The following is a 22,563-nucleotide window of genomic DNA, read 5'->3' as shown; positions in this document are numbered from 1 at the left end:
GTTACGGCCGGACGGACACGAGTCTGTGAAACGCGCCGCCCCGAGCGGCCCGGCTTGGCGAGGACAGGAACTCCGGGCTAGATGAACCGGCACGATCGGTGATCGACCTAAAGAATGATGGCTGGAGCTGACCTGACACCATGCTGCGCGTCGCATCCCTGACCCTCGTCGCCCTGCTCGCCATCCTGGCCGGCTGGAGCTCGATCGCGGCGGCCGATCCGAAACCCGGCGACGACCTCGCCATTTGCCGCGACCGCCAGGCGGATGCGCAGGCGAGGGCGCAAGCCTGCGACAATTTGCTCAACGCCGACCGGCTCACCGGCAAGGACAAGGCCATCGCGCTCTCCGTGCGCGGCAATACGCTGATCAACAAGCGCGACTACGTCCACGCCATCGAGACCTTGTCCATCGCCGTCGATCTCGATCCCGACAACGTCGTCACGCTCAATTTGCGCGGCCTCGCCTATGAGCGGACGGGCCAGGACGACCATGCGATGACGGACTACAACCTCGCGCTCCAGAAGCGCCCGACCTACGGTGTCCCCTACAACAACCGCGGCATCATCCAGTTGCGCCGGGGGGCGCTGCAAAGCGCGCTCGACGATTTCAATCTGTCGATCAAATATGCGCCAAAATTCCTACTCGGCTACACCAACCGCGCCCGCGTGCGCACGCTGATGCAGGATTTTGACGGCGCGATCGCCGATTTCGCGGAGGCCGAGAAGATCGAACCGGGCGCGCAGCAGATCACCGCCAACCGCTGCATCACCTACGGCATGATGGGCAAGTACGACCAGGCCTTCGCCGACTGCAACGGCCTGATCGAGAAGCAGCCGAAGAACGCGTACGCGATCAACAATCGCGCCGACGTCAACATGTTGAAGGGCGATTTCGAAGCGGCGCTGAAGGACTACAATACGGCGATCCAGATCAACCCGAACAATGTCCGCGCACATTCGGGTCGCGGCCAGATCTACGAGCGCAAGAAGGACCTCGCCCAGGCCCGTGCCGACTATCGTGCGGCGGCCTATTCGTTGACGAAGTTCGACGAGCTCGACGTCGCGCGTGCCCGCGCGATCGCGCAGGAGCGATTGGCCGCGCTGACCCCGCAGGCGCCGCCCGGATCCACCGGGCGCCGCGTGGCGCTCGTGATCGGGAACGGCGCCTACAAGAACGTCCACGCCTTGCCCAATCCGCCACGCGACTCGAAAATGATCGCAGCCGCGCTGCGCGATGTCGGCTTCCAGACCGTGATATCCGTCAGCGATCTCACCCGCGACAAGTTCTTCGAAGCGTTGCAGACGTTTGCGGCCGAGGCAGAGAAGGCCGATTGGGCGGTGGTCTATTACGCCGGCCATGGTTTCGAGATCGGCGGCGTCAATTATCTCGTTCCCGTCGATGCCAAGCTCGCCGCCGACAGGGACGCCGAGACCCAGGCGGTTGCGCTGGAGCAGGTGATCGCGGCGGTGGGCGCTGCGCGAAAAGTGCGGCTGGTGATGCTGGATGCCTGCCGCGACAATCCGTTCGCGCCGACCATGCAGCGCACGCTGTCGCTCAAGCTGGTGGACAAGGGCTTTTCCAACATCGAGCCCGGCGCCGGCTTCATGGTGGTCTACGCCGCCAAGCACGGCGAGACCGCGATGGACGGCGACGGCGGCGCCGACAGCCCGTTCGCCACCGCGCTCGCCCGCGAAATCAAGATGCCGCGCGTCGAGATCCGAAAGCTGTTCGACATCGTCCGCGACGACGTCTGGCTTGTGACCAAGCACCTGCAGCAGCCGTTTTCCTACGGCTCGCCGCCGGGAAGAGAGGATTTTTATTTTGTTGTGGGGAAGTGAGGGCCGGGCTCGAATTCGTAGCCCGCATGAGCGTAGCGACATGCGGGTCCTTCTGTCCCGGATATCGCTTCGCTCATCCGGGCTACGGCAGCCTCACACCACAATGCTCAGCCGCTTCGCCGCTCGCGTAATGCCCGTGTACAGCCACCGCGCGCGGCTCTCCTGAAACGCAAAACTCTCGTCGAACAGCACGACGTCGTCCCATTGCGAGCCCTGCGATTTGTGCACGGTCAGCACGTAGCCGTAGTCGAACTCGTCATAGGGCTTGCGCTGCTCCCAGGCGATCGCCTCGACGCCGCCCTCGAAGCAATCGGCACGCACCGAGACCTTGGTCACCTTGTGGCCGAGATCCTCGTCCGGCGACAGCCGCATGCTGAGAATGCGGGATTTCGAGCGCGAGGTGTTGCGCGACTTGACGCGCCACAGCCCGCCGTTGAACAGGCCTTTCTTGCGGTTGTTGCGCAGGCAGACCAGCTTGTCGCCGGCGACGGGGAAGACGTCTTCGATGTTCTGGCGCTGACGCACGCGCATATTGTACGCGCGCCGCGTGTTGTTGCGGCCCACCAGGACCTGGTCGGCGGCCATGACGCGATCAGGATCGAGCTCCTTGCGCGACACCACCTCGCTCTCGCCGTAACGGCCGATGTCGAGCTCGCGGCCCTCGCGGACGTCCATCGACATCCGCACGATCGGGTCGTCCTGGGCCTGGCGGTGCACCTCGGTCAGCATCGCATCGGGCTCGGTATTGGTGAAGAAGCCGCCGCCCTGGATCGGGGGCAGCTGCGCGGGATCGCCCAGCACCAGCAGCGGGCAGTCGAACGACATCAGGTCGCGGCCCAATTCGGCGTCGACCATCGAGCATTCGTCGATCACGATCAGCTTGGCTTTGGATGCCGGGGCGTCGTCCCACAGCTCGAAGCTCGGTTGTTCCTCGCCGGATTCGCGGGTGCGGTAGATCAGCGAATGGATGGTGGAGGCTTCGTCGCAACCCTTGTTGCGCATGACCAGCGCCGCCTTGCCGGTGAAGGCGGCGAACTTCACCTCGCCGTCGACGCCGTCGGCGATGTGCCGCGCCAGCGTGGTCTTGCCGGTGCCGGCATAGCCGAACAGGCGGAACACCGGCGGCGTGCCGTTGCGGCCGGGCTTGGCCTTGAGCCAGTCGCCAACGGCCTTGAGCGCGGCATCCTGATGCGGAGTGAATGTGGCCATGTCTGTCTTGAGGAGGGGGCGAAACGGAGCGATTCGCCGGCCCCAAAACTAACCATTCGCACCGCCGGTTCAAGCCGGGCGGGGCGGCCTATTGCCAGCCGGGAACGCCGCGCATGTCGGGCAGATGGTGGGCAATGCCCTTGTGGCAGTCGATGCAGGTCTTTTCCTTGGTGAACAGGAAGCGCTGATGCGCGACCGAGGCCCGCGGCGACTGCTTGGTGATGTCCATGGAATCGGCGCTGTGGCAGTTGCGGCATTCCAGCGAATCGTTGGACTTGAAGCGTGCCCATTCATGCGCGGCGAGCTCGAGCCGGTGATCCTGGAATTTCTCGCGGGTGTCGATCGTGCCGAAGATCTTGCCCCAGACCTCCTTGGAGGCCTGCATCTTGCGCGCGATCTTGTCGGTCCAGTTGTGCGGCACGTGGCAATCCGGACAGGTCGCGCGCACGCCGGAGCGGTTGGCGAAGTGGATGGTCGACTTCAGCTCGGCATAGACGTTGTCCTTCATCTCGTGGCAGCCGGTGCAAAATTTTTCGGTGTTGGTCAATTCCAGTGCGGTGTTGAAGCCGCCCCAGAAGATCACGCCGGCCATGAAGCCCGCCAGCACCAGCACGCCGAGCCCGAACACCGAGCTCGGACGGATCAGCACCTGCCAGAGCTCGCGCGCAAAGTCCAAGCTTCGCGCGACGAAGCCGCGTTTGGCCTTCATTCCCTCGTCGGGCTCATCAGCGGTCGTCGTCATCGGCGGCCACCGGGGCTTGCGCGCGACAGCAGCGTGTCGATGTCGGTGAAGTCGTTGCTGACGGGCGGTGTCGCGGTGTTCTGCGGCACGTGACATTCCGTGCAGAAGAAGCGGCGCGGCGAGATCGAAGCCAGGAACTGGCCGTCGCGATCCATGAAGTGGGTGATCGAGACCATCGGCGCCTGCGATTCCGCGATGCGCGCCCGTGCATGGCAGGACAGGCACTTGTTGCCGTTGAGGTCGATCTGGTAGCCGTCGATCGTATGCGGAATGACAGGCGGCTGTTCCGGATAGTTGCGCACTTCCCTTTCGGAGGTGTTGCGGTTCGGCAGCATCGGCGGCGCCGGCCCTTCGTCGTTGAGCGGCGTCGGGCCGCGCAGGCCTGACGTCACCGTCTGCGCGGTCAGCGAACTCGCGCCGGCTGCGATCACGACTGCGAGCAGCGCTACTCCAAATCGTTTCATCATGACACGTTCACCCGCTCGATGCGCACGGCGCACTTCTTGTAATCGGTTTGCAGCGAGATCGGATCGGTGGCATCCAGCGTCACCTTGTTGATCAGCTTGGATTCGTCGAACCACGGCACGAATACGAGGCCACGCGGCGGCCGGTCGCGGCCGCGAGTCTCGACGCGGACACGGATGAAGCCGCGGCGGGAGACCACCTTCACCTCGTCGCCGCGGCGGATCTTCGCCTCCTGCGCGTCGTCAGGATGCATGAAGCACACGGCCTCGGGGAACGCCTTATAGAGTTCGGGCACCCGGCGCGTCATGGTGCCGGAATGCCAATGCTCCAGCACGCGACCGGTCGACAGCCAGAACGGATATTCGTTGTCGGGGGATTCGGCCGCCGGCTCGTAAGGAAGTGCGAAGATGCGCCCCTTGCCGTCCGGATAGCCGTAGAACTGCACGTCCGTGCCCTGCTTGACGTAGGGATCGCTGCCTTCGCGGAAACGCCATTTCGTCTCCTGGCCGTTGACGACGGGCCAGCGCAGGCCACGCTCGCGGTGATAGACATCGAACGGCGCGAGGTCGTGGCCGTGGCCGCGGCCGAACGCGGCGTATTCCTCGAACAGGCCCTTCTGCACGTAGAAGCCGAATGCCTTGGACTCCTCGTTGGCGTAGCCTTCCTCGATCTCCGAACTCGGGAATTTATCGACCTGGCCGTTCTTGTAGAGCACGTCGAACAGCGTCTTGCCGCGCACGTCCGGCTTCTTGGCGATCAGCTCCTCCGGCCAGACCTCCTCGATCTTGAAGCGCTTGGAGAACTCCATGAGCTGCCAGAGGTCGGACTTGGACTCGCCGGGTGCAGTGACCAGCTGATGCCAAAATTGCGTGCGTCGCTCGGCGTTGCCGTAGGCGCCTTCCTTCTCCACCCACATTGCGGTCGGCAGGATCAAATCGGCGGCGAGCGCTGTCACCGACGGATAGGCGTCCGAGACCACGATGAAATTGTCGGGATTGCGGAAGCCTGGATAAGTCTCCTCGTTGGCGTTGGGACCGGCCTGGAGGTTGTTGTTGACCTGCACCCAATAGGCGTTGATCAGGCCGTCCTTCAGCATCCGGCTTTGCAGCACGGCGTGGGCGCCGGGCTTGTCGGGAATGGTGCCCTCGGGCAGCTGCCAGATGTGCTCGGCCTTGGTGCGGTGCTCTTTGTTGGTGACGACCATGTCGGCCGGCAGGCGGTGCGAGAACGTGCCGACCTCACGCGCGGTGCCGCAGGCCGAGGGCTGGCCGGTCAGCGAGAACGGGCTGTTGCCGGGCGAGGAGATCTTTCCGGTCAGAAGGTGAATGTTATAGACGAGGTTGTTGCACCAGACGCCGCGGGTGTGCTGGTTGAAGCCCATGGTCCAGAACGAGACCACCTTGGTCTTGGGGTCGGCATAGAGTTCGGCCAGCGCCTCCAGCCGGTTGAGCGGCACGCCCGACATCTCCGCCGCCTTCTCCAGCGTGTACTCGGAGACGAACTTGACGTACTCGTCGTAGCTCATCTCGGTGGAATCATTGGCCTTCGCCGCGCCCGTCGCCTTCTTCTGCAGCGGATGCTCCGGCCTCAAACCATAACCAATGTCGGTCTGGCCGCGCCTGAAGATGGTATGCGCGGCAACGAAGTCCTTGTTGACCCGGCCCGTCTTGATGATGTGGTTGGCGATGGCGTTGAGAATGTAGAGATCGGTCTGCGGTTTGAACACCATGCCGATGTCGGCGAGGTCGAACGAGCGGTGCTCGAAGGTCGAGAGCACGGCGACGCGGACATGCGGTGCGGAGAGCCGCCGGTCGGCGAGGCGCGTCCACAGGATCGGATGCATCTCCGCCATGTTGGAGCCCCACAGCACGAAGGCGTCGGTGGCCTCGATGTCGTCATAGCAGCCGGCCGGCTCGTCGATGCCGAAGGTGCGCATCATGCCGGCGACGGCCGAGGCCATGCAGTGGCGCGCATTGGGATCGATATTGTTGGTGCGGAAGCCGGCCTTGAACAGCTTCACGGCCGCATAGCCTTCCCAGACCGTCCACTGGCCGGAGCCGAACATGGCGACGCCGTTCGGCCCGCGCTTCTTGATCGCCTCCTTCCACTTCACCTCCATGATGTCGAAGGCTTCCGTCCAGGAGATGGGCGTGAATTCGCCGTTCTTGTCGTATTTGCCGGCCGTCTTGCGCAGCATCGGCTGCGTCAGGCGGTCGTGGCCGTACATGATCTTGGAGAGGAAATAGCCCTTGACGCAGTTGAGGCCGCGATTGACCTCGGCCTTGATGTCGCCGTGGGTGGCGACGACGCGATTGTTCTTGGTCGCGACCATCACGGAGCAGCCGGTACCGCAGAAGCGGCAGGCGGCCTTGTCCCATTTCAGTTCGGCCACGTCGCGCTCGGCGACGAGGTTCGCGGCGAGCGCCGGTGCCGGCATGCCCGCAGCGGCGGCCGCGATGGCGGCGGCCTCGAGCTTCAGCATCTGGCGGCGGTCGAGCTTTGGCGATGTCATGACGACTCTCCCGGCCTTAAGCCGTTTCGATGGCGTGAAAGACCAGCGCCGCCGAATAGACGTCGGGCAGCGACTGGATGGTGTTGAGCAGGGTGCCGAGGCTGCCGGAATCAGGCGCCTCGGTCACGACGATGAGCTTGCCACGCGGGTCGCGGCCGTGGATCTCGCAGCCGGCAAGGGCGGTGATCGCGGCTTCCAGCTGGTCCAGACGCTCGGGGCGCGCCTGCACGATGATGCTGGCGATTTCGCAACCGGGCGGCGCGACGATGCGGTCGGCGCTGAGCACCCGGCCGGTGATCAATGCGCGGCGGTTGAGTTTGGATTCGGCCATGATGCCTGTCTTTCGCTTTAAGGGATCAATGCTGGGAGGGCGGCGGGCCGGGAGGGCCGGCGAACATCTGGTAGATCCAGACGCCGAGCCCGTAGGAGCCGACCGTTCCGACCGCGAGGACGGGCATCACGATTGCGGTCAGGAAGAGGAAAGCGAAAATCTCCATGCGCTTACGGCGCACGCGCGAAGTCGCGTCGTCAGGGGCCGACATATTCGGTCTCGTCTGAAATGTGGGGATTGGGACGGCATCCGGGCCGTTGCCTTGCCGCACCTTAGATGCAGCAGGGCCACTGACGCCTTGATCTGGATCAATCCGTCCAGTTGCGATGCTGGCTGCCGCCAGACCACAAGCACAAGTTTGGGTTGTGCCCGTGCGAAGGCGATGCGACAATTTGGCATCGAACGGGGATACGAGCTGTGACCGCGACGGGGCTGACGGCGATCGATCTCGGACTTCGCGGCGCGGCGAGCGGCGTGTTCCTGTTGATCGTTCTCGTGGCCTTGCTGCGTCGTGCGACCGGCCAACAGGCTTTGCTGGGCATCGCGATGTGCGCAGGCGGCATGTTCTATGCGATCGCGACGGCGCCCAACCTCCCCAAAACGGCTTGGTGGTGGGTGTTGCCGATCCTGTCCGCGCAGCCTGCGGTCTTCTGGCTGTGGGCGCGCGCGGCGTTCGACGACGATTTTGTGCTGAGGCGTTGGCACGGCGCTCTGTGGCTGAGCATCGTGGCTTTCGGGTTTGCGATCACGCTGGGCTGGGCGAACTGGCCCGCTTTGGCCGGCGCAGGCGGGCGAGTCCTGGCTTTGGCCACCCTCGTGCTGGCCCTCGCTGCCGCGATTCAGACGGTCAAGACCTGGCGCGCCGATCTGGTCGCGCGGCGACGCCGACTGCGGCTGGCGATGCTTGCGATCAATGTCGTGCTTATCGCGACCGTCGCCGTCGCCGGCTTCGCCGCAATTCCCGTCGCGGTTCCCGGTGCGCCCGGCAGTCTTCCGACCGCGCTCGGGCTGTTCGTGGTGGCCATGCTTGCCGCCATCGGCCTGTTCAGCGCGCCGGCGATGGCCGTCGATGAGGCCACGGCCGCGATCGCATCCGGCGAGACGGGAAGGCAAGCCCGGGTCGCCGATCGCGCCGCCGCGGGGCGGGTGGTCGTCGACCCGATCCTGCTCCGGCGCCTTGATCATCTGATGACGGTGGAGCGAACCTACCGCCAGGAAGGCCTTGCGATCGGAGCGCTCGCGGCGCGGCTCGATGTTCCCGAGCACCGGCTGCGCCAGGCGATCAATGAAGGGCTGGGCTATCGCAACTTCAATGCTTTCCTCAATCGCTACCGCATCGAGGACGCCAGGCTGGCGCTGTCCGACGTGATGCAACGGGAGGTCCCGGTGCTGACCATCGCCATGGATGCGGGCTTCCAGTCAATCGGGCCTTTCAATCGCGCGTTCAAGGCGGAGACCGGCATGACTCCGACCGAATTCCGGCGTGAGGCGCTGAGCAGGCCCGACAGCGCCGAACTCAGCCAGCCGCGCCGCGAAATCGGCTAGCCGATTTTTGGATCAGGCGAGAACGCGCTGTGCCGATTGGTTAGACCGTCCAGCATAAACTCCCATCCAGCCGGAACGAGCCTATCCATGTCCCACCCGACCGCCGCCGCCCCTGTATCGGAGAGGCTCCATGCTCTCGACGCAGTCAGGGGTAGCGCCCTGCTGCTCGGCATCGTCCTGCACGCGACATTGTCGTTTGTGCCGGCCTCGCCCCGGTTCTGGATCATCCAGGATACCCATCCAAGTGTCGCTCTGGGCCTGCTGTCCTTTACGATCCACGTCTTCCGGATGACGACCTTCTTCCTGATGGCCGGCTTCTTTGCCCGCATGAGCTTTCAGCGCCGGGGGAGTTGGGGCTTCGTCAGCGACAGGCTGCAGCGGATCGGCCTGCCGTTGGTGATCGGCTGGCCGCTCGTGTTCATGCCGATCGCTCTGATCGTGATCTGGGCATCTCACTTTCCAAATGGCGGTCCGATCCACCCCACGTCCGGCTGGCTGCCGGCATTGCCCAAGTTCCCCCTGACCCACCTCTGGTTTCTGTATGTGCTGCTGGAGCTCTATGTCGCGATGCTGCTGCTGCGCGGTGCAATGGTCTGGCTTGATGCATCAGGTTCGCTACGCACAGTGTTTGACCGTGTCTTCGCGCGGATCATGCGAAATTCGCTGGCTCCCCTGGTTCTGGCAATCCCGATCGGCATCGCCTTCTGCCTCGACCCACGATGGATCAACGTGATGGGCGTGAGGACGCCGGATCAATCGCTCATCACCAATGCGCAGGCCTGGATCGGCTTCGGCACCGCATTCGGCGTCGGCTGGCTCCTGCATCGGCAGATCGATCTGTTGCGGCTCATCGAGCGACGCTGGCTGACGCATGTCCTGCTCGCGCTCGGCCTGATCCTGGTCAGCTTCGCGTTGTCAGGCGTGATGCTGTCGTCGCCTGTCGCACCGAAACTGCCGGTCAGCTTCGCCACGCTCAGGCTGATCTCCGCCATCCTCTATGCACCGGCGATTTGGGTGTCCACATTCGCGGTCCTCGGCCTCGCCCTCCGCTTCATGTCAGGCTTCAGTCGGACGTGGCGCTACCTCGCGGATGCATCCTACTGGCTCTATCTGATCCACCTGCCGATCGTGATGGCGCTGCAGGTCGCGCTGTCGCAGCTCGACTGGCCCGGGCTGATCAAGTTCGCGATCATTCTGATCGTCGCGCTTCCTCCGATGCTGGCGAGCTATCATCTGCTGGTCCGCTTCACCTTGATCGGTGTGGTCCTCAATGGCCGCCGCGCCGAAAAGCACCTTCTCCCGCAAGGCGGAATTGCGACTGCGTAGACAGCGCCGCCCCACCCATTAAGATGCCCGCAACAAAAATATGAGCGGCAAAAACACTTGGGAGAGGCGTCATGAAGTTCGGCATCTTCTATGAGCTGCAACTGCCACGTCCCTGGGTGGCAGGCGACGAACTCAGCCTCTACCAGAACGCGCTCTCGCAGATGGAACTCGCAGACCAGCTCGGCTACGACCACGCCTGGGTCGTCGAGCACCACTTTCTCGAAGAATACTCGCACTCGCCCTCGCCGGAATCGTTTCTCGCAGCCGCAAGCCAGCGCACCAGGAACATTCGGCTCGGCCACGGCATCCTCCAGCTCACCACCAACCATCCGGCGCGGGTCGCCGAGCGCATCGCGGTGCTCGACCTGCTCTCCAACGGCCGCTGCGAATTCGGCATGGGCGAGAGCGCATCCATCACCGAGCTCACACCGTTCGGCCGCGACATGGAGACCAAGAAAGAGGTGTTCGAGGAAGCCGTCGCCGCGATCTTCCCGATGTTCAAGGACGCGGGCAGCGAGCATCACGGCAAATATTTCGACATCCCCTTGCGCAACGTCGTGCCGAAACCGGTGCAGAAGCCGCATCCGCCGCTGTGGATGGCCTGCTCGCAATTGCCGACCATCGAACGCGCGGGACGGCACGGCTTTGGCGCGCTCGGTTTCCAGTTCGTTAGCGCGGATGCCGCGCACGCCTGGGTGCACGCCTATTACAACGCCATGACCAAGCGTCTCGCCAAGCTCGCCGACTACGAGATCAATCCGAACATGGCGCTGGTGTCGTTCTTCATGTGCGCGAAGACGGACGAGGAGGCCCGCGCCCGTGCCGACGGCGCCACCTTCTTCCAGTTCGCGTTGCGCTTCTACGGCGCCTCGCAGAACCGCCAGCGTCCGGCGCCCTACACCGTCAACATGTGGGACGAGTACAACAAGTGGAAACGCGACAATCCGGAGGCGCAGGAGGCCGCGCTGCGCGGCGGTTTGATCGGCTCGCCCGAGACCATCCGCAGGAAGCTGAAGCGGTTCCAGGGCTCGCACATCGACCAGGTCATCCTGCTGAACCAGGCGGGCAAGAACAGCCACGAGCACATCTGCGAATCGCTGGAGCTGTTCGGCCGCGAGGTGATGCCGGAATTCCAGAACGATCCGGCGCAGGCGGCGTGGAAGCAAGGCGTCATGAGCGGCGAGATCAAGCTCGAGGAAATCGACACCGAGGCGTTCACCGACCGCTACGGCAAGCTCGCCGTCAGCGTGGCGCCGGCAAAGGCGGCGGCGGGGTAAGGTGTTGTCACATCCCGCAACAAGCGATCCCGGAGTGCTCATGACAAAACACCGGATCTACACCACCAGCTTCGCAAGCGTTTACCCGCTTTACGTTGCGAAGGCGGAGAAGAAAGGACGCACCAAAGCAGAGGTCGATCAGGTCATCTCCTGGTTGACAGGCTATGGTCAGAAGGAGCTGGAAGCCCAACTGGAACAGCGGACGGACTTCGAAACCTTCTTTGCGAAAGCCCCCAAGATCAATCCTTCGCGAGCCCTGATCAAAGGCGTGGTTTGCGGCGTCCGGGTCGAGGATGTCAAAGAGCCGACGATGCGAGAGATCCGCTACCTGGACAAGCTGATCGATGAGCTGGCCAAGGGAAAAGCAATGGACAAGATTTTGCGGACAAGTGCTGACTGAGGGGTCATCCTTCGTCCGCCTGGCTTGGCGACGTTACGGCAGATATCCGGCGACACCCGCCTTCCGCTGCGCGGCCATTGCTGATAAATTTCGTCAAAAGGCGATGGGGAGAAAACGATGCGCCCTCACGGGACGCCCGCAAATCCGGCAACCGGCGATGTCACGCCCGCGGTGCTCGCCATCGGTCGCCCGGATTTCCCTGATATCCTGATCGATACACTGCGCCGGCAGGCCGGGGTCGGGCATTGCATGGTGTTCGCGCTGAGCCGCGCGGGCGCTGCACACTGCCTGCTCGACGCCGGCAACATCCCGATCGGCGGCGATCTCGGCGCCGCCTATGCCGGGCAGTTCCACCAATCCGATCCCAACCGCGATGCGCTGTTCGAAGGCGAGGGCCGCGCGACGCTCGTGCTGCCCGCCTTCGCGCCGCGCATGTACGGCGCCCGCTACCGCAAAATGTTCTTTGTGGATTCCGGCATCGTCGACAAATGCGCGACCGCGATCTGGGTCGACGACACCTGCTTCTACGTCAATTTCTATCGCATCGCCGTCCAGGGCCGCTTCAGCGACGCCCAGCGTGCGCGGCTTGAGGCCATCGCACCCGCCATCAGTGCGAGCGTGGCGCGCCATTTCCAGCACGGCTCGGCGGCGACGACCGAGCAGTCTCTCGCCGCGCTCTTCGCGACGCGCGCGCCGCTCGCCAGCCTCACCCCGCGCGAGCAGGACGTTTGCCGGCGCATCCTCTCCGGCTTCAGCTCCGAGGCGATCTCGCAGGCGCTCGGCATCAGCCTGCATTCGACGCTGACGTACCGCAAGCGCGCCTATGAGCGGCTCGGCATCTCGTCACAGAGCGAGCTGTTTGCGATCGTGCTGCGCCTGCTCGCCGGCCCGCGCGGCCTGAACTGAAGCTGTCCCAATCGCTGGGGACAGACGGCGCCTCCTGAAGCCGCTAACGTTGGCGGTGATCAGCAATGGAGCGAAGCTTGAGCACCGCGCCGCGCATCGACATCGACCCGGCCTCATTCTGGGCCGACCCCTACCCGATGCTCGCGACAATGCGCAAGGAGGCGCCAATCGCCTTCGTGCCGCAGCTCGGCTCGACGCTGCTGACGAGCCGCGACGATATCTCGATCTCCGAGAAGCAGATCGACGTGTTCTCCTCGCACCAGCCCGCGGGCCTGATGAACCGGCTGATGGGCCACAACATGATGCGCAAGGATGGCGAGGCGCACCAGGTCGAGCGCCGCGCGATGTTTCCGACGGTGTCGCCGAAGACGGTGAAGGCCCACTGGGCCGCGCTGTTCCAGGCCCATGCCGACCGCATCATCGACGCGATCGAGCCCGGGCGGATCGATTTCATGCGCGACTTCGCGTTGCCGTTCTCCGGCGAATGCCTGAAGTCGATCACCGGCCTCACCAATATCGGCTTTGCGGATATGGACGCCTGGTCACAGGGCATGATCGAGGGCATCGCCAATTACAGCGGCGACGCAGCCGTCGAGGCGCGTTGCCATGCGGCGACATCGGGCATCGATGCGGCGATCGACGACATCCTGCCGGTGATGCGCAAGCATCCCGACCAGAGCATCCTCGGCGTGCTGCTCGCCTCGGGCATGGCGATGGAGAGCGTGCGCGCCAACGTGAAACTCGCGATCTCCGGTGGCCAAAACGAGCCGCGCAAGGCGATCGCCGGCACGGTGTGGGCGTTGCTGAGCCATCCCGACCAGCTCGATCTCGTGCGCAAGGGCGAGGTGACGTGGCTGCAGGCCTTCGAGGAATATGCCCGCTGGATCTCGCCGATCGGCATGTCGCCGCGACGCATCGCAAAGCCGTGGACCATCCGCGACGTCGCGTTCGAAACCGATGAGCGGGTGTTCCTCATGTTCGGCTCCGCCAACCGCGACGAGAAGCATTTTGAGCGCGCCGACCAGTTCGACGTGCGGCGTGATACGGCCAAGAGCGTCGCGTTCGGCGCCGGCCCGCATTTCTGCGCCGGTGCCTGGGCCTCGCGCGCCATGATCGCCGACGTCGCACTGCCGACCTTGTTCGCCCGTGCCGGCCGGCTCGAGATCGCCGACGACGAACCGGTGCGGATCGGCGGCTGGGCCTTTCGCGGGCTGCAAAATCTGCCGGTGAGGTGGCTGCATTAGGCCGGCAGGGACCGGTCCATCCGCAACGCCGCCATGATGCCATCCTGCTCCTGTTTTGCCCGACGAGTCAAAGCAATTTCGGATAAGGCGTAAGTCATTGTTTTCGCACGCCCCGGCTACTGTGCATGGGGTTGTTTTCGCGATTTTTTTTATTCTCGGTCTGGCGCGTGCGTTTTTCACATTCGCGTGCGGAAAAATATCCCCTGCATTCGCTCAATGGATTGAAAGATTAATCATGCGCTCTGCCACGCCTGCAGTGCTTGCATCGCTATTTTTCCGCGCGTCTCGACACCTCCGATAAGCCGCACCATCATTCCCGAACACGAATGAGGGACGGCCGCACGCGGCCGGGAGTGTCGGATGCAACGTCGGGACTTTCTCAAACTATCCGTTGGAACTGCGGCAGTCGCCGCATTCGCTTCGCATGCCAACGCGCAAGCAGCGTCACAAGGCGCTGTGAAGGAAATTCGTATCGGCTACCAGAAGACCGGCGTGCTGGTTATCACGCGTCAGCAGGCCGCCCTGGAAAAACATTTCGCGCCCTTGGGCATCGACGTGAAATGGGTCGAGTTCTCGTCGGGACCTCCGATGATGGAGGCGATGAATGTCGGCAGCGTCGATTTCGGCGCGGTCGGCGATTCCCCGCCGGTGTTCGCCCAGGCCGCGGGCGCGGCGATCGTCTATGCCGCCGGCCAGCCCATCACCAACGGGCAGGGCATTCTGGTGCCGAAGGACTCGCCGATCCGCGGCATCGCTGACCTGAAGGGCAAGCGCGTCGGCTTCACCAAGGGCTCCAGCGCCCACAACATGGTGGTGCAGACGCTGGAGAAAGCGGGCCTCACCTATGCCGACATCACGCCGGTCTATCTGACGCCGCCGGATGCCGGGCCGGCCTTTGCTAATGGCAGCATCGAGGCATGGGCGATCTGGGATCCTTACTTCGCGATCGGCGAGACCAAGCAGGGCGGCCGCATCCTGATCAATGCGCGCGAAATCACCAAGACCAATTCCTTCTTCATCGCCAACCGCGATTTCGCGAGGAATCACGGCGCCATCCTGCAACAGATCATCGATGTGACGACCGCCGCCGGTCAATGGGCCGAACAGCACCGCGACGAGGTCGCGAAATCGCTCGCCGCGATCACCGGCGTCCCGTTGGACATCCAGACCCTCGCCGCCAATCGCGCGAATTTCGTGGTCGGCCCGGTCACCGACGACGTCGTCACGACGCAGCAGGGCGTCGCCGACCGCTTCCACAAGCTCGGCCTGATCCCGAAGCCGATCGTGATCCGCGACATCGTCTGGCGCAACCCGGCAGCCTGATCGTGCCCACCAGCCTTCCCATTAAAAAGGGTTTGAACATGAGGCGTATCATCCAGCGTCTGATCGCGGCCATCGTGCTGTCGATCGGTATCGTCGCCGCCGCGGTCGGCACCTCCTACGGTCAGGACAAGGTGGTCCGCATCGGCTACCAGAAATACGGCAAGCTGGTGCTGCTCAAGAGCAAGGGCACGCTGGAGCCGAAGTTAGCTGCCGAGGGCTACAAGGTGGTGTGGACCGAATTCCCCTCCGGTCCGCCGCTGCTCGAAGCGCTCAATGTCGGCGCGATCGATTTCGGCAACACCGGCGAAGCCCCGCCGATCTTCGCGCAGGCCGCCGGCGCGCCGATCCAGTATGTCGCCTACGAGCCGCCGGCGCCGAAGGGCGAGGCGATCCTGGTGCCGAAAGACAGCCCGCTGAAATCGGTCGCCGACCTCAAAGGCAAGAAGGTCGCGCTCAACAAGGGCTCCAATGTCCATTACCTCCTGGTCAAGGCGCTGGAGAAAGCCGGCGTCAAATATTCCGAGATCGAGCCGGTGTTTCTGGCGCCAGCTGATGCGCGCGCCGCGTTCGAGCGCGGCGCGGTCGATGCCTGGGTGATCTGGGACCCGTTCCAGGCCGCCGCGGAAGCCGCCACCGGTGCTCGCACGCTCGCTGACGGCACCGACATCGTCGCCAACTACCAGTTCTATTTTTCCTCGAAGAAATTCCTCGAAGCCAATCCTGACATTGTCGACGCCGTGCTGGCCGAGCTGAGCGCGGTCGATGATTGGGCCAAGGGCGACATCCACGCGGTTGCCGAGCAGCTGGCGCCGTCGATCGGCCTGTCAGTTCCGGTGGTCGAGGTCGCGCTGAAGCGCCAATCCTACGGCATCAAGCCGCTGACCGATGCCGTCATCGCCGATCAGCAACAGGTTGCGGACGCGTTCTTCGCGCTCAACCTGATCCCCAAATCCATCAAGATTTCCGACGTGGCGCGGAGGCCAGGTTCATGAGCCAATCCAAGAGCAACATCCTCTGGTTCCTGCCGACCCACGGCGACGGCCGTTATCTCGGCACCGGCATCGGCGGCCGCGAGGTCAATTTCAACTATCTGCGCCAGATCGCGCAGGCCGCCGACCAGCTCGGCTATTTCGGCGTGCTGCTGCCGACCGGGCGGTCTTGCGAGGATTCCTGGATCGTCGCCTCCTCGGTCGCGCCGTTCACCGAGCGGCTGCGCTATCTCGTGGCGGTCAGGCCCGGCCTGCAATCGCCGAGCGTGGCCGCGCGCATGACCGCGACGCTCGACCGCATCACCAACGGCCGGCTCCTGGTCAACGTCGTCACCGGCGGCGATCCCGTCGAGAACAAGGGCGACGGCATCTTCCTCGCTCATGACGAGCGCTACGAGGTGACCCGCGAGTTCCTCAGCGTCTATAGCGAGCTGCTCGCCGGCAAGACCGTCAACGTCGAGGGCAAGCACATTCATGTCGAAGGCGGCAAGCTGCTGTTTCCTCCGGTTCAGTCGCCGCGTCCGCCGCTCTATTTCGGCGGCTCGTCGGATGCCGGCATCGATGTCGCCGTCGACACCGTCGACAAATATCTGACCTGGGGCGAGCCGCCGGCCTTGGTCGCGGAGAAGATCGCGAAGGTGAGGGAGGTCGCCGCTGCGCGTGGTCGAAAACTATCCTTCGGCATCCGGCTCCACGTGATTGTCCGCGACACCAATGACGCGGCCTGGCGTGCGGCCACCGAGCTGATCAAGCATGTCAGCGACGAGACCATCGCGACCGCGCAGAAGAACTTTGCGCGGATGGATTCGGTCGGCCAGCAGCGCATGGCGCAGCTCCATGGCGGCAAGCGCGACAGGCTCGAGATCGCCCCGAACCTGTGGGCCGGTGTCGGTCTCGTGCGTGGCGGCGCCGGCACGGCGCTGGTCGGCGACGCCCAGACGGTCGCGGCCCGCATCAAGGAGTATCAGGACATTGGCATCGATACCTTCATCATGTCGGGCTACCCGCATCTGGAGGAAGCCTATCGTTTCGCCGAGCTGGTGTTCCCGCTGCTCTCGCTGGAGCAGCCCAGCAACGTGACCAGGCTTCACTTCAACGGTGGCCCTTTTGGTGAAACGGTCGGCAGCGATTATCGTCCGCAGCAGCAGATGTCGCAATCATGAGCCTGATCGACAGCGTTTCACTCCCGCGCAGTTTGCGCCTGCCGCGCGTCGACGGCCTGATCCAGTGGATCGTGCCGCTCGCCATCATCGCGATCTGGCAGGTTGCCAGCGTCACTGGCTTCGTGCCGACGCGGGTGTTGCCAGCGCCGAGCGACGTCTTGCTTGCGGGCTGGAAGCTGCTGCTGTCCGGCGAGCTCGTGCGCAACATCTGGGTCTCGTTCTGGCGCGCCTCGATCGGCTTCCTGATCGGCGGCAGCATCGGCTTCGCCTTCGGCCTCGCCAACGGCCTGTCACAGCTATCGTCAAAGCTCACCGACACCACGTTGCAGATGGTGCGCAACGTGCCGCATCTGGCGCTGATCCCGCTCGTCATTTTGTGGTTCGGCATCGACGAAAGCGCGAAGCTGTTTTTGGTCGCGCTCGGCGTGTTCTTCCCGATCTACCTCAACACGCTGCACGGTATCCGCACCGTCGACCCGCAGCTGATCGAGATGGGGCGGATCTACGGCATGACTGACGGCGAGCTGTTCCGCCGCGTGATCTTCCCGGGCGCGCTGCCTTCGATCTTCGTCGGCATCCGGTTCGCACTCGGCATCATGTGGCTGACCCTGATCGTCGCCGAGACCATCGCGGCGTCCTCGGGCCTCGGCTACATGGCGATGCAGGCGCGCGAGTTCATGCTGATCGACGTCGTGGTGCTCTCGATCCTGATCTACGCGCTGCTCGGCAAGCTCGCTGACAGCGCCTCCCGCGTGCTGGAGCGCCTGACGCTCTCCTGGCACCCCGCTTATTGGAAACGCTGAGCAAACATACTGGGAATCACATGCAGACAGCCCTTCGTACCTCCCTTCCGGACACCGAACTCGCCCCCCGCGCCAACTTCGCGCCACACGCCCGCGTGGTGCGCGAGGAGCGCCCGGTGCAAACGAGCGGCCTGCCGCTCAGCATCCGTGGCCTGCGCAAATCCTACGGCGACAACGAGGTGCTGCGCGGCATCGACCTGCACATCCCGCCCGGCCAGTTCGTTGCCATCGTGGGCAAGAGCGGCTGTGGCAAGAGCACGCTGCTGCGCCTCATCGCGGGTCTGGAGAAGTTCGACGCCGGCAGCATCTCGCTCGGCGACGCCGTGAAGCCCGAGGATATTCGCGTGATGTTCCAGGAGCCGCGGCTGTTGCCTTGGGCCCGCGTTCTCTCCAATGTCGAGGTCGGCCTCGGCCGCGATCGCGCCTCGTCCGACGCGCATTCGCGCGCGGAGAAGGCGCTGACCGAAGTCGGACTGACCGACAAGCGCGACCAGTGGCCCTCGGTGCTGTCGGGTGGCCAGAAGCAGCGCGTAGCCCTTGCCCGCGCGCTGGTCTCGCGTCCCCGTGTGCTCGCCTTCGACGAGCCGCTTGGTGCGCTGGACGCGTTGACCCGCATCTCGATGCAGCGGTTGCTGGAGCGCGTCTGGCGCGACCAGGGCTTTACCGCGATCCTGGTGACCCACGATGTCGCCGAGGCGGTCGCGCTGGCCGACCGGGTGCTGGTGATCGAGGACGGGCGGATCGCCCACGACGTTGTGGTTAACACGGCCCGGCCGCGCGAACGTGGCTCGGCCGAGCTCGCGGGCCTCGAAGGCTCGATCCTGAGCCACCTTTTGTCGGCGGACGATCGTACCTAGATAGAGAGGGACCCCCGCTTCGGGGAGTATGCCATGAATGTAGTGCCCCGCGATCTCATGACTGAAATCCCCGTTTCGCCCGCCGATTTCCGCGGCGCCATGCGCCACCTCACCGGCGGCGTCAGCGTCATCACCGCCGGACGGGGCAAGGACATCACCGGCATGACGGTCACCTCGGTCAGCTCGTTCTCGGTCGATCCGCCGACGCTGATCGTCAGCATCAACCGCGACGCCTCCTCCTTCCCGCTGATCCGGCGCCACGGCGCCTTCGGCGTGAACATCCTCGCGGCCGATCAGCTCGATATCGCCGAGCGCTTTGCCGGCAAGGGCGGGCTCAAGGGTGCCGATCGTTTCGCGGGCGCCAGATGGGTGACGGCGGTCTCCGGTGTTCCGCTGCTGGTTGGCGCATTGTCCGCTGTCGATTGCGAGGTCGAGGAGATCTTCGAGCGCCATTCGCACGGCATCGTCATCGGGCGTGTCAGAGACGTCAGGAATTCGACCCGCAATGCTGCGCTGGCCTATTGGCACGGCCAGTACGTGGCGGTGGATCAGGACGAAGACGCACTCCGGCTTGCGGACGTCAGCGTTCCCACCCAGGTCCGGCGCGGCATTTGACCGCCGCCGCCCCCAGACCGTGCAGGCTGGCCTTTTCCCCGTCATCGCTCTAGAAGCGCTGCCTGAGCCTCCCGCCGGGACAGCAATGGAGCGCAATGATGAAACGCGTCGCGACCTGGGCCTTCTACGCGGTCGGCGCGCTCGCGATCGCCTATCTCGCGCTCTATGCCTATGCGATGTTCAGCGGCCATCCGATCGTGCCGGGCGACCCCATCCAGATCTTCCGCAGGCCGGATGCGCCGAGCTATTCGTGAGATTCGGGCGGTCTCGTAGGGTGGGCAAAGGCGCACTTGCGCCGTGCCCACCCTCTTTCCGCGTCCGCGAAAGAGCTGGTGGGCACGCTACGCTTTGCCCACCCTACGGCACCTGTTTTCACCCCCGCAAAATCGCCAGCGCCAGCGCCTGCGCGCGCGGCACGATGCTGTCGAGCTCGAGATATTCCTCCGGCGTGTGCGCGAGCCCGCCGACGGGGCCGAGGCCGCAGATGGTCGGCGTTCCGACCGCGGCGGTGAAGCCGGAATCGGCGCAGCCGCCGGAGAATTCGCCTTCAAGCGTGGTGAGGCCGGCCTGCTTTGCGGCGGCCTGATAGTTCTCGAACAGCGCCTTTGAATCGGCGCTCTGCACCACCGGCACGAACTCGCCCTTGACCGTCAGCGTCGCGCTGGTGCCAGGCACGTAAGGTGTCGCGATGATGGTCTCGATCGCGGCCATCACCCTCGCGCGATCGGCGGGATCGACATAACGCAGGTCGATCTGCCCTTCCGCGTAAGGCGCCGTGGTGTTGACGGACTGCCCGCCCGAGACCAGGCCGACATTGAGCGTGATGCCCTTTTCGAGATCGGTCAGCGCGTGGATCTGCACGATCTTGTGCGCGAGCTCGCCGATCGCGCTGACGCCGGCGGCGAAATTGGCGCCGGAATGCGCGGCTTTGCCGGTGATGGCGAAATGCATGAAGATGCCGCCCTTGCGGCCGGTGACGATATTGCCGGTCGGACGGCCCGGCTCGGAATTGAACACGGCGCGCGCGGCGCGTCCTTCGCGCTCGATCACCGGCCGCGAGGAGGGCGAGCCGATCTCCTCGTCCGAGGTGATCAGCAGCTTGATCGGGTGCGGATTGCCGCCGAATTTGTGGAAGGCGGTTGCCACGAATATGTTCATGACGACGCCGGACTTCATGTCCGCAACGCCGGGACCATAGGCGCGCTTGTCTTGAATCGTGAACGGACGCCGTCCGGCCTCGCCCTTGCCGAACACGGTGTCGCGATGTCCCATCAACAGCACCGGCTTCTCGTTGCTGCCGGGCTTTGCCACCTCGGCGTGGATCGCATCGCCGAAAGTACCGTGGCTTTCGCGCCGGAACGGAATGCCGTGCTCGGCAAAATGCCGCTCGAACCGCGCCCCGACCGCATCGACGCCTTCCTTGTCATAGGATCCGGAATCGATGTTCACGACATCGCGCAGCAGGTCGATCATCGCCTGCCGCTGCGTCGCCAGCCAGTCCGTGATTTGAGCTTGAGACATGTTGACCCTCGCGTGGTTCTCACGCGGGGTTATAGGGCCTGGCGCCGGTGTGACCTAGTCGGAGAACGCGGTGCGGCCATGTCGCCGGTCCACGGCATTGGACGCACCGTGCCTCCCATATCGTCCCGGCTTTCGCCAGAACGAAGTTGAGCGTGTGGCAACCGGCTAACGGCTCGGCTCCGCCATCGCTTCCACACCGCGAAGCTGCGTGGCGACGGTCAGCGCGCCGATCTTCCGGCCCATCTCCTTGCCGATCTCGGTCGAGAACCGATAGTGAAAGCCGGCCCAGATACGGGCGTTGGAGACTTCGTCGCTATAGTCCTGGAGCCGCGTCCATTTGCGGGTGACGCCTGGTGCCGTGGGGCTGGTCACCGAGAACTCGCCGAAATCTCCAACGATGGTCTGGAGCACGGTCGAAATCGCTGCCGACGTAATGCAGTGAGCACAGGGATATTCCGGATGCATCGGCGTGTCCCCCAGCGGCAGCCAGGATGCGTCGCGAGGCGTCGCTGCGTTCGACGTCAGGTCGGCGTTGCGTATGGCCGTGATCGGCCGCCAGAAATTGTAGTGGTACTTCGCGTCGAAAACGGCGACGAAGGCGTCGTTGCCGGCAATTGACGTCAGCGCGTACAGTCGGGCGCAGTCGACGAGATCCATGCCCTTGGCCGTTGCCGCCTGCCTCACGATCGGATTGTAGGTGCGGGCACCGACAAAGAACCAGAATCGACCGACCGTGGTTTGCTCGGGCGTCCGGGTCGCACTCGTTCGGCTGCCGACCTCACGGATTTCGTTGACGTCCCGGGTCCACACCTCTGAACCAAGCGCCGGCGGCGGGCCGGGGCGATACTGAGATCCGGACGTCATGACCCAGGGCGTCGTCGCGCCCGCGATCGAGAACAGCGGGACGGTCGTCGGAACGTAGGCACCCGCCGTCGTCAGGGGCCGGTAAGTTTCAAGGGCGGCGCTACCATCGTTGGCACGAAGTGCGATGATCTGCATCGCGGCCTCCTTGCCGAGGCCGATGCCCGCGATCTTGGACTCGCCGTCGGCGATCGGCACCAGAGAACTCGTCAGCGCCGCATCCAGCTCCGGCTTGAGGTCCGGATAGAGCGACAGCAGCACGTCGTGAGCCGCAACTGCGGCCGCAGCTTCCCGCGACGTCGAACGATCCGCGGATAGGGCAAGCTTGTAAGGCGCGTACCGGCGATCGATCGCGTTGACCGCCTCGAACATCGCGACGTGCATCATGGATAGGGCACGGCTGTGGGGCGCTGGAAGGATTTGCTTTTCAGTGGCGATCGCGTCGGCCTTTGCATTCCAATCCATAATCACATCGGCGCGCGCAAGCGGCGCCGAGGCCGCGATCAGCGTTACAATCAAAGAGAGGCGGAAGGTGGTCCACGACGAGTTCTTCATGGGATGCCCTTTCGATGTAAAGGACGTTTCGCGAGACCAATGCGGCTCTGCCCGACATCACGTCGCGCGGCTCCAGGACTC

At 64.4% G+C, this 22,563-nt stretch carries 22 protein-coding genes; 14 read left to right on the top strand and 8 right to left on the bottom strand.

Annotation, left to right across the window (positions count from 1 at the left end; all coding sequences use genetic code 11):
- The first annotated feature begins 140 nt into the window (after positions 1–140).
- A complete protein-coding gene (locus AC0L3U_RS11025; RefSeq protein WP_473361762.1) occupies positions 141–1,838 on the top strand; it encodes a tetratricopeptide repeat protein in 1,698 nt (565 codons plus the stop codon).
- A 93-nt stretch (positions 1,839–1,931) separates the two neighbouring features.
- On the opposite strand, the gene AC0L3U_RS11020 is transcribed toward AC0L3U_RS11025, so the two are convergent.
- The 6 genes from AC0L3U_RS11020 to napE form a co-directional block, all read right to left on the bottom strand.
- A complete protein-coding gene (locus AC0L3U_RS11020; protein ID WP_007596183.1) occupies positions 1,932–3,047 on the bottom strand; it encodes an ATP-dependent DNA helicase in 1,116 nt (371 codons plus the stop codon).
- Positions 3,048–3,135: 88 nt separating this feature from the next.
- Positions 3,136–3,789 carry a NapC/NirT family cytochrome c gene (locus AC0L3U_RS11015; protein WP_027570412.1) on the bottom strand — a complete coding sequence of 218 codons (654 nt, stop codon included), beginning with the start codon at positions 3,787–3,789 and terminating at the stop codon, positions 3,136–3,138.
- Positions 3,786–4,256 carry a nitrate reductase cytochrome c-type subunit gene (locus tag AC0L3U_RS11010; protein WP_473361761.1) on the bottom strand — a complete coding sequence of 157 codons (471 nt, stop codon included), beginning with the start codon at positions 4,254–4,256 and terminating at the stop codon, positions 3,786–3,788. The genes AC0L3U_RS11015 and AC0L3U_RS11010 overlap by 4 nt, the downstream gene beginning before the upstream one ends.
- Complete coding sequence (gene napA, locus AC0L3U_RS11005; protein WP_473361760.1) at positions 4,253–6,766, bottom strand: nitrate reductase catalytic subunit NapA; 2,514 nt, start codon at positions 6,764–6,766, stop codon at positions 4,253–4,255. The genes AC0L3U_RS11010 and napA overlap by 4 nt, the downstream gene beginning before the upstream one ends.
- A 16-nt stretch (positions 6,767–6,782) precedes the next feature.
- Positions 6,783–7,097 carry a chaperone NapD gene (locus AC0L3U_RS11000; RefSeq protein ID WP_473361759.1) on the bottom strand — a complete coding sequence of 105 codons (315 nt, stop codon included), beginning with the start codon at positions 7,095–7,097 and terminating at the stop codon, positions 6,783–6,785.
- Between the two features lie 25 nt (positions 7,098–7,122).
- A complete protein-coding gene (napE, locus tag AC0L3U_RS10995) occupies positions 7,123–7,308 on the bottom strand; it encodes a periplasmic nitrate reductase, NapE protein (protein WP_063994830.1) in 186 nt (61 codons plus the stop codon).
- Between the two features lie 206 nt (positions 7,309–7,514).
- Between napE and AC0L3U_RS10990 the strand changes: the two genes are divergently transcribed.
- The 13 genes from AC0L3U_RS10990 to AC0L3U_RS10930 all read left to right on the top strand — a co-directional run bounded on the left by AC0L3U_RS10990 (position 7,515) and on the right by AC0L3U_RS10930 (position 19,799).
- Positions 7,515–8,642 (top strand): AraC family transcriptional regulator, encoded by a 1,128-nt coding sequence (locus tag AC0L3U_RS10990; protein ID WP_456768094.1) that lies wholly within the window; start codon positions 7,515–7,517, stop codon positions 8,640–8,642.
- Positions 8,643–8,729: 87 nt separating this feature from the next.
- Positions 8,730–9,968 (top strand): acyltransferase family protein, encoded by a 1,239-nt coding sequence (locus AC0L3U_RS10985; protein ID WP_473361758.1) that lies wholly within the window; start codon positions 8,730–8,732, stop codon positions 9,966–9,968.
- Positions 9,969–10,039: 71 nt separating this feature from the next.
- Positions 10,040–11,245, top strand: a complete 1,206-nt coding sequence (locus AC0L3U_RS10980; protein ID WP_473361757.1) for an LLM class flavin-dependent oxidoreductase — start codon at positions 10,040–10,042, stop codon at positions 11,243–11,245.
- A gap of 40 nt (positions 11,246–11,285) precedes the next feature.
- Positions 11,286–11,645 (top strand): DUF2200 domain-containing protein, encoded by a 360-nt coding sequence (locus AC0L3U_RS10975; protein ID WP_473361756.1) that lies wholly within the window; start codon positions 11,286–11,288, stop codon positions 11,643–11,645.
- A gap of 117 nt (positions 11,646–11,762) precedes the next feature.
- Positions 11,763–12,551, top strand: a complete 789-nt coding sequence (locus tag AC0L3U_RS10970) for a helix-turn-helix transcriptional regulator (RefSeq protein WP_473361755.1) — start codon at positions 11,763–11,765, stop codon at positions 12,549–12,551.
- Between the two features lie 77 nt (positions 12,552–12,628).
- On the top strand, positions 12,629–13,795 hold the full coding sequence (locus AC0L3U_RS10965) for a cytochrome P450 (protein ID WP_473361754.1): 1,167 nt from the start codon (positions 12,629–12,631) through the stop codon (positions 13,793–13,795).
- A gap of 360 nt (positions 13,796–14,155) precedes the next feature.
- Complete coding sequence (locus AC0L3U_RS10960; RefSeq protein ID WP_473361753.1) at positions 14,156–15,118, top strand: sulfonate ABC transporter substrate-binding protein; 963 nt, start codon at positions 14,156–14,158, stop codon at positions 15,116–15,118.
- A gap of 38 nt (positions 15,119–15,156) precedes the next feature.
- Entirely contained in the window at positions 15,157–16,110 is a 954-nt protein-coding gene (locus AC0L3U_RS10955; protein WP_473361752.1) for a sulfonate ABC transporter substrate-binding protein, read from the top strand.
- A complete protein-coding gene (gene ssuD / locus AC0L3U_RS10950; protein ID WP_473361751.1) occupies positions 16,107–17,270 on the top strand; it encodes an FMNH2-dependent alkanesulfonate monooxygenase in 1,164 nt (387 codons plus the stop codon). Before AC0L3U_RS10955 ends, ssuD begins: the two co-directional genes overlap by 4 nt.
- On the top strand, positions 17,267–18,073 hold the full coding sequence (gene ssuC, locus AC0L3U_RS10945) for an aliphatic sulfonate ABC transporter permease SsuC (RefSeq protein WP_473347608.1): 807 nt from the start codon (positions 17,267–17,269) through the stop codon (positions 18,071–18,073). Before ssuD ends, ssuC begins: the two co-directional genes overlap by 4 nt.
- A 20-nt stretch (positions 18,074–18,093) precedes the next feature.
- Entirely contained in the window at positions 18,094–18,930 is an 837-nt protein-coding gene (locus AC0L3U_RS10940) for an ATP-binding cassette domain-containing protein (protein WP_473361750.1), read from the top strand.
- Positions 18,931–18,963: 33 nt separating this feature from the next.
- Complete coding sequence (locus tag AC0L3U_RS10935) at positions 18,964–19,545, top strand: flavin reductase family protein (RefSeq protein WP_473361749.1); 582 nt, start codon at positions 18,964–18,966, stop codon at positions 19,543–19,545.
- A gap of 95 nt (positions 19,546–19,640) precedes the next feature.
- Positions 19,641–19,799: a hypothetical protein gene (locus AC0L3U_RS10930; RefSeq protein WP_018453881.1), complete on the top strand. Its 159-nt coding sequence runs from the start codon at positions 19,641–19,643 to the stop codon at positions 19,797–19,799.
- Between the two features lie 118 nt (positions 19,800–19,917).
- Here the strand turns inward: AC0L3U_RS10930 and AC0L3U_RS10925 are convergent, their stop codons facing one another.
- On the bottom strand, positions 19,918–21,066 hold the full coding sequence (locus tag AC0L3U_RS10925) for a M20 family metallopeptidase (RefSeq protein WP_473361748.1): 1,149 nt from the start codon (positions 21,064–21,066) through the stop codon (positions 19,918–19,920).
- A 165-nt stretch (positions 21,067–21,231) separates the two neighbouring features.
- A complete protein-coding gene (locus tag AC0L3U_RS10920) occupies positions 21,232–22,482 on the bottom strand; it encodes a vanadium-dependent haloperoxidase (RefSeq protein WP_473361747.1) in 1,251 nt (416 codons plus the stop codon).
- Positions 22,483–22,563 lie beyond the last annotated feature (81 nt).

Source organism: Bradyrhizobium sp. Kon69, assembly GCF_055807515.1.
The sequence above is the reverse complement of the archived record's forward strand: the minus strand, read 5'-3'. Positions and strand labels throughout refer to the sequence as shown.

What these genes read in the sequence shown, in the direction of transcription:
- AC0L3U_RS10920 (WP_473361747.1), bottom strand. Translation starts at nt 22,482, where the DNA reads ATGAAGAACTCGTCGTGGACCACCTTCCGCCTCTCTTTGATTGTAACG.
- AC0L3U_RS10935 (WP_473361749.1), top strand. Translation starts at nt 18,964, where the DNA reads ATGAATGTAGTGCCCCGCGATCTCATGACTGAAATCCCCGTTTCGCCC.
- AC0L3U_RS11020 (WP_007596183.1), bottom strand. Translation starts at nt 3,047, where the DNA reads ATGGCCACATTCACTCCGCATCAGGATGCCGCGCTCAAGGCCGTTGGC.
- AC0L3U_RS10985 (WP_473361758.1), top strand. Translation starts at nt 8,730, where the DNA reads ATGTCCCACCCGACCGCCGCCGCCCCTGTATCGGAGAGGCTCCATGCT.
- AC0L3U_RS10940 (WP_473361750.1), top strand. Translation starts at nt 18,094, where the DNA reads ATGCAGACAGCCCTTCGTACCTCCCTTCCGGACACCGAACTCGCCCCC.
- AC0L3U_RS10925 (WP_473361748.1), bottom strand. Translation starts at nt 21,066, where the DNA reads ATGTCTCAAGCTCAAATCACGGACTGGCTGGCGACGCAGCGGCAGGCG.
- AC0L3U_RS10960 (WP_473361753.1), top strand. Translation starts at nt 14,156, where the DNA reads ATGCAACGTCGGGACTTTCTCAAACTATCCGTTGGAACTGCGGCAGTC.
- AC0L3U_RS10970 (WP_473361755.1), top strand. Translation starts at nt 11,763, where the DNA reads ATGCGCCCTCACGGGACGCCCGCAAATCCGGCAACCGGCGATGTCACG.
- AC0L3U_RS11015 (WP_027570412.1), bottom strand. Translation starts at nt 3,789, where the DNA reads ATGACGACGACCGCTGATGAGCCCGACGAGGGAATGAAGGCCAAACGC.
- AC0L3U_RS11025 (WP_473361762.1), top strand. Translation starts at nt 141, where the DNA reads ATGCTGCGCGTCGCATCCCTGACCCTCGTCGCCCTGCTCGCCATCCTG.
- AC0L3U_RS10980 (WP_473361757.1), top strand. Translation starts at nt 10,040, where the DNA reads ATGAAGTTCGGCATCTTCTATGAGCTGCAACTGCCACGTCCCTGGGTG.
- AC0L3U_RS11010 (WP_473361761.1), bottom strand. Translation starts at nt 4,256, where the DNA reads ATGATGAAACGATTTGGAGTAGCGCTGCTCGCAGTCGTGATCGCAGCC.
- AC0L3U_RS10930 (WP_018453881.1), top strand. Translation starts at nt 19,641, where the DNA reads ATGATGAAACGCGTCGCGACCTGGGCCTTCTACGCGGTCGGCGCGCTC.
- ssuD (WP_473361751.1), top strand. Translation starts at nt 16,107, where the DNA reads ATGAGCCAATCCAAGAGCAACATCCTCTGGTTCCTGCCGACCCACGGC.
- ssuC (WP_473347608.1), top strand. Translation starts at nt 17,267, where the DNA reads ATGAGCCTGATCGACAGCGTTTCACTCCCGCGCAGTTTGCGCCTGCCG.
- napA (WP_473361760.1), bottom strand. Translation starts at nt 6,766, where the DNA reads ATGACATCGCCAAAGCTCGACCGCCGCCAGATGCTGAAGCTCGAGGCC.
- AC0L3U_RS10975 (WP_473361756.1), top strand. Translation starts at nt 11,286, where the DNA reads ATGACAAAACACCGGATCTACACCACCAGCTTCGCAAGCGTTTACCCG.
- AC0L3U_RS10955 (WP_473361752.1), top strand. Translation starts at nt 15,157, where the DNA reads ATGAGGCGTATCATCCAGCGTCTGATCGCGGCCATCGTGCTGTCGATC.
- napE (WP_063994830.1), bottom strand. Translation starts at nt 7,308, where the DNA reads ATGTCGGCCCCTGACGACGCGACTTCGCGCGTGCGCCGTAAGCGCATG.
- AC0L3U_RS11000 (WP_473361759.1), bottom strand. Translation starts at nt 7,097, where the DNA reads ATGGCCGAATCCAAACTCAACCGCCGCGCATTGATCACCGGCCGGGTG.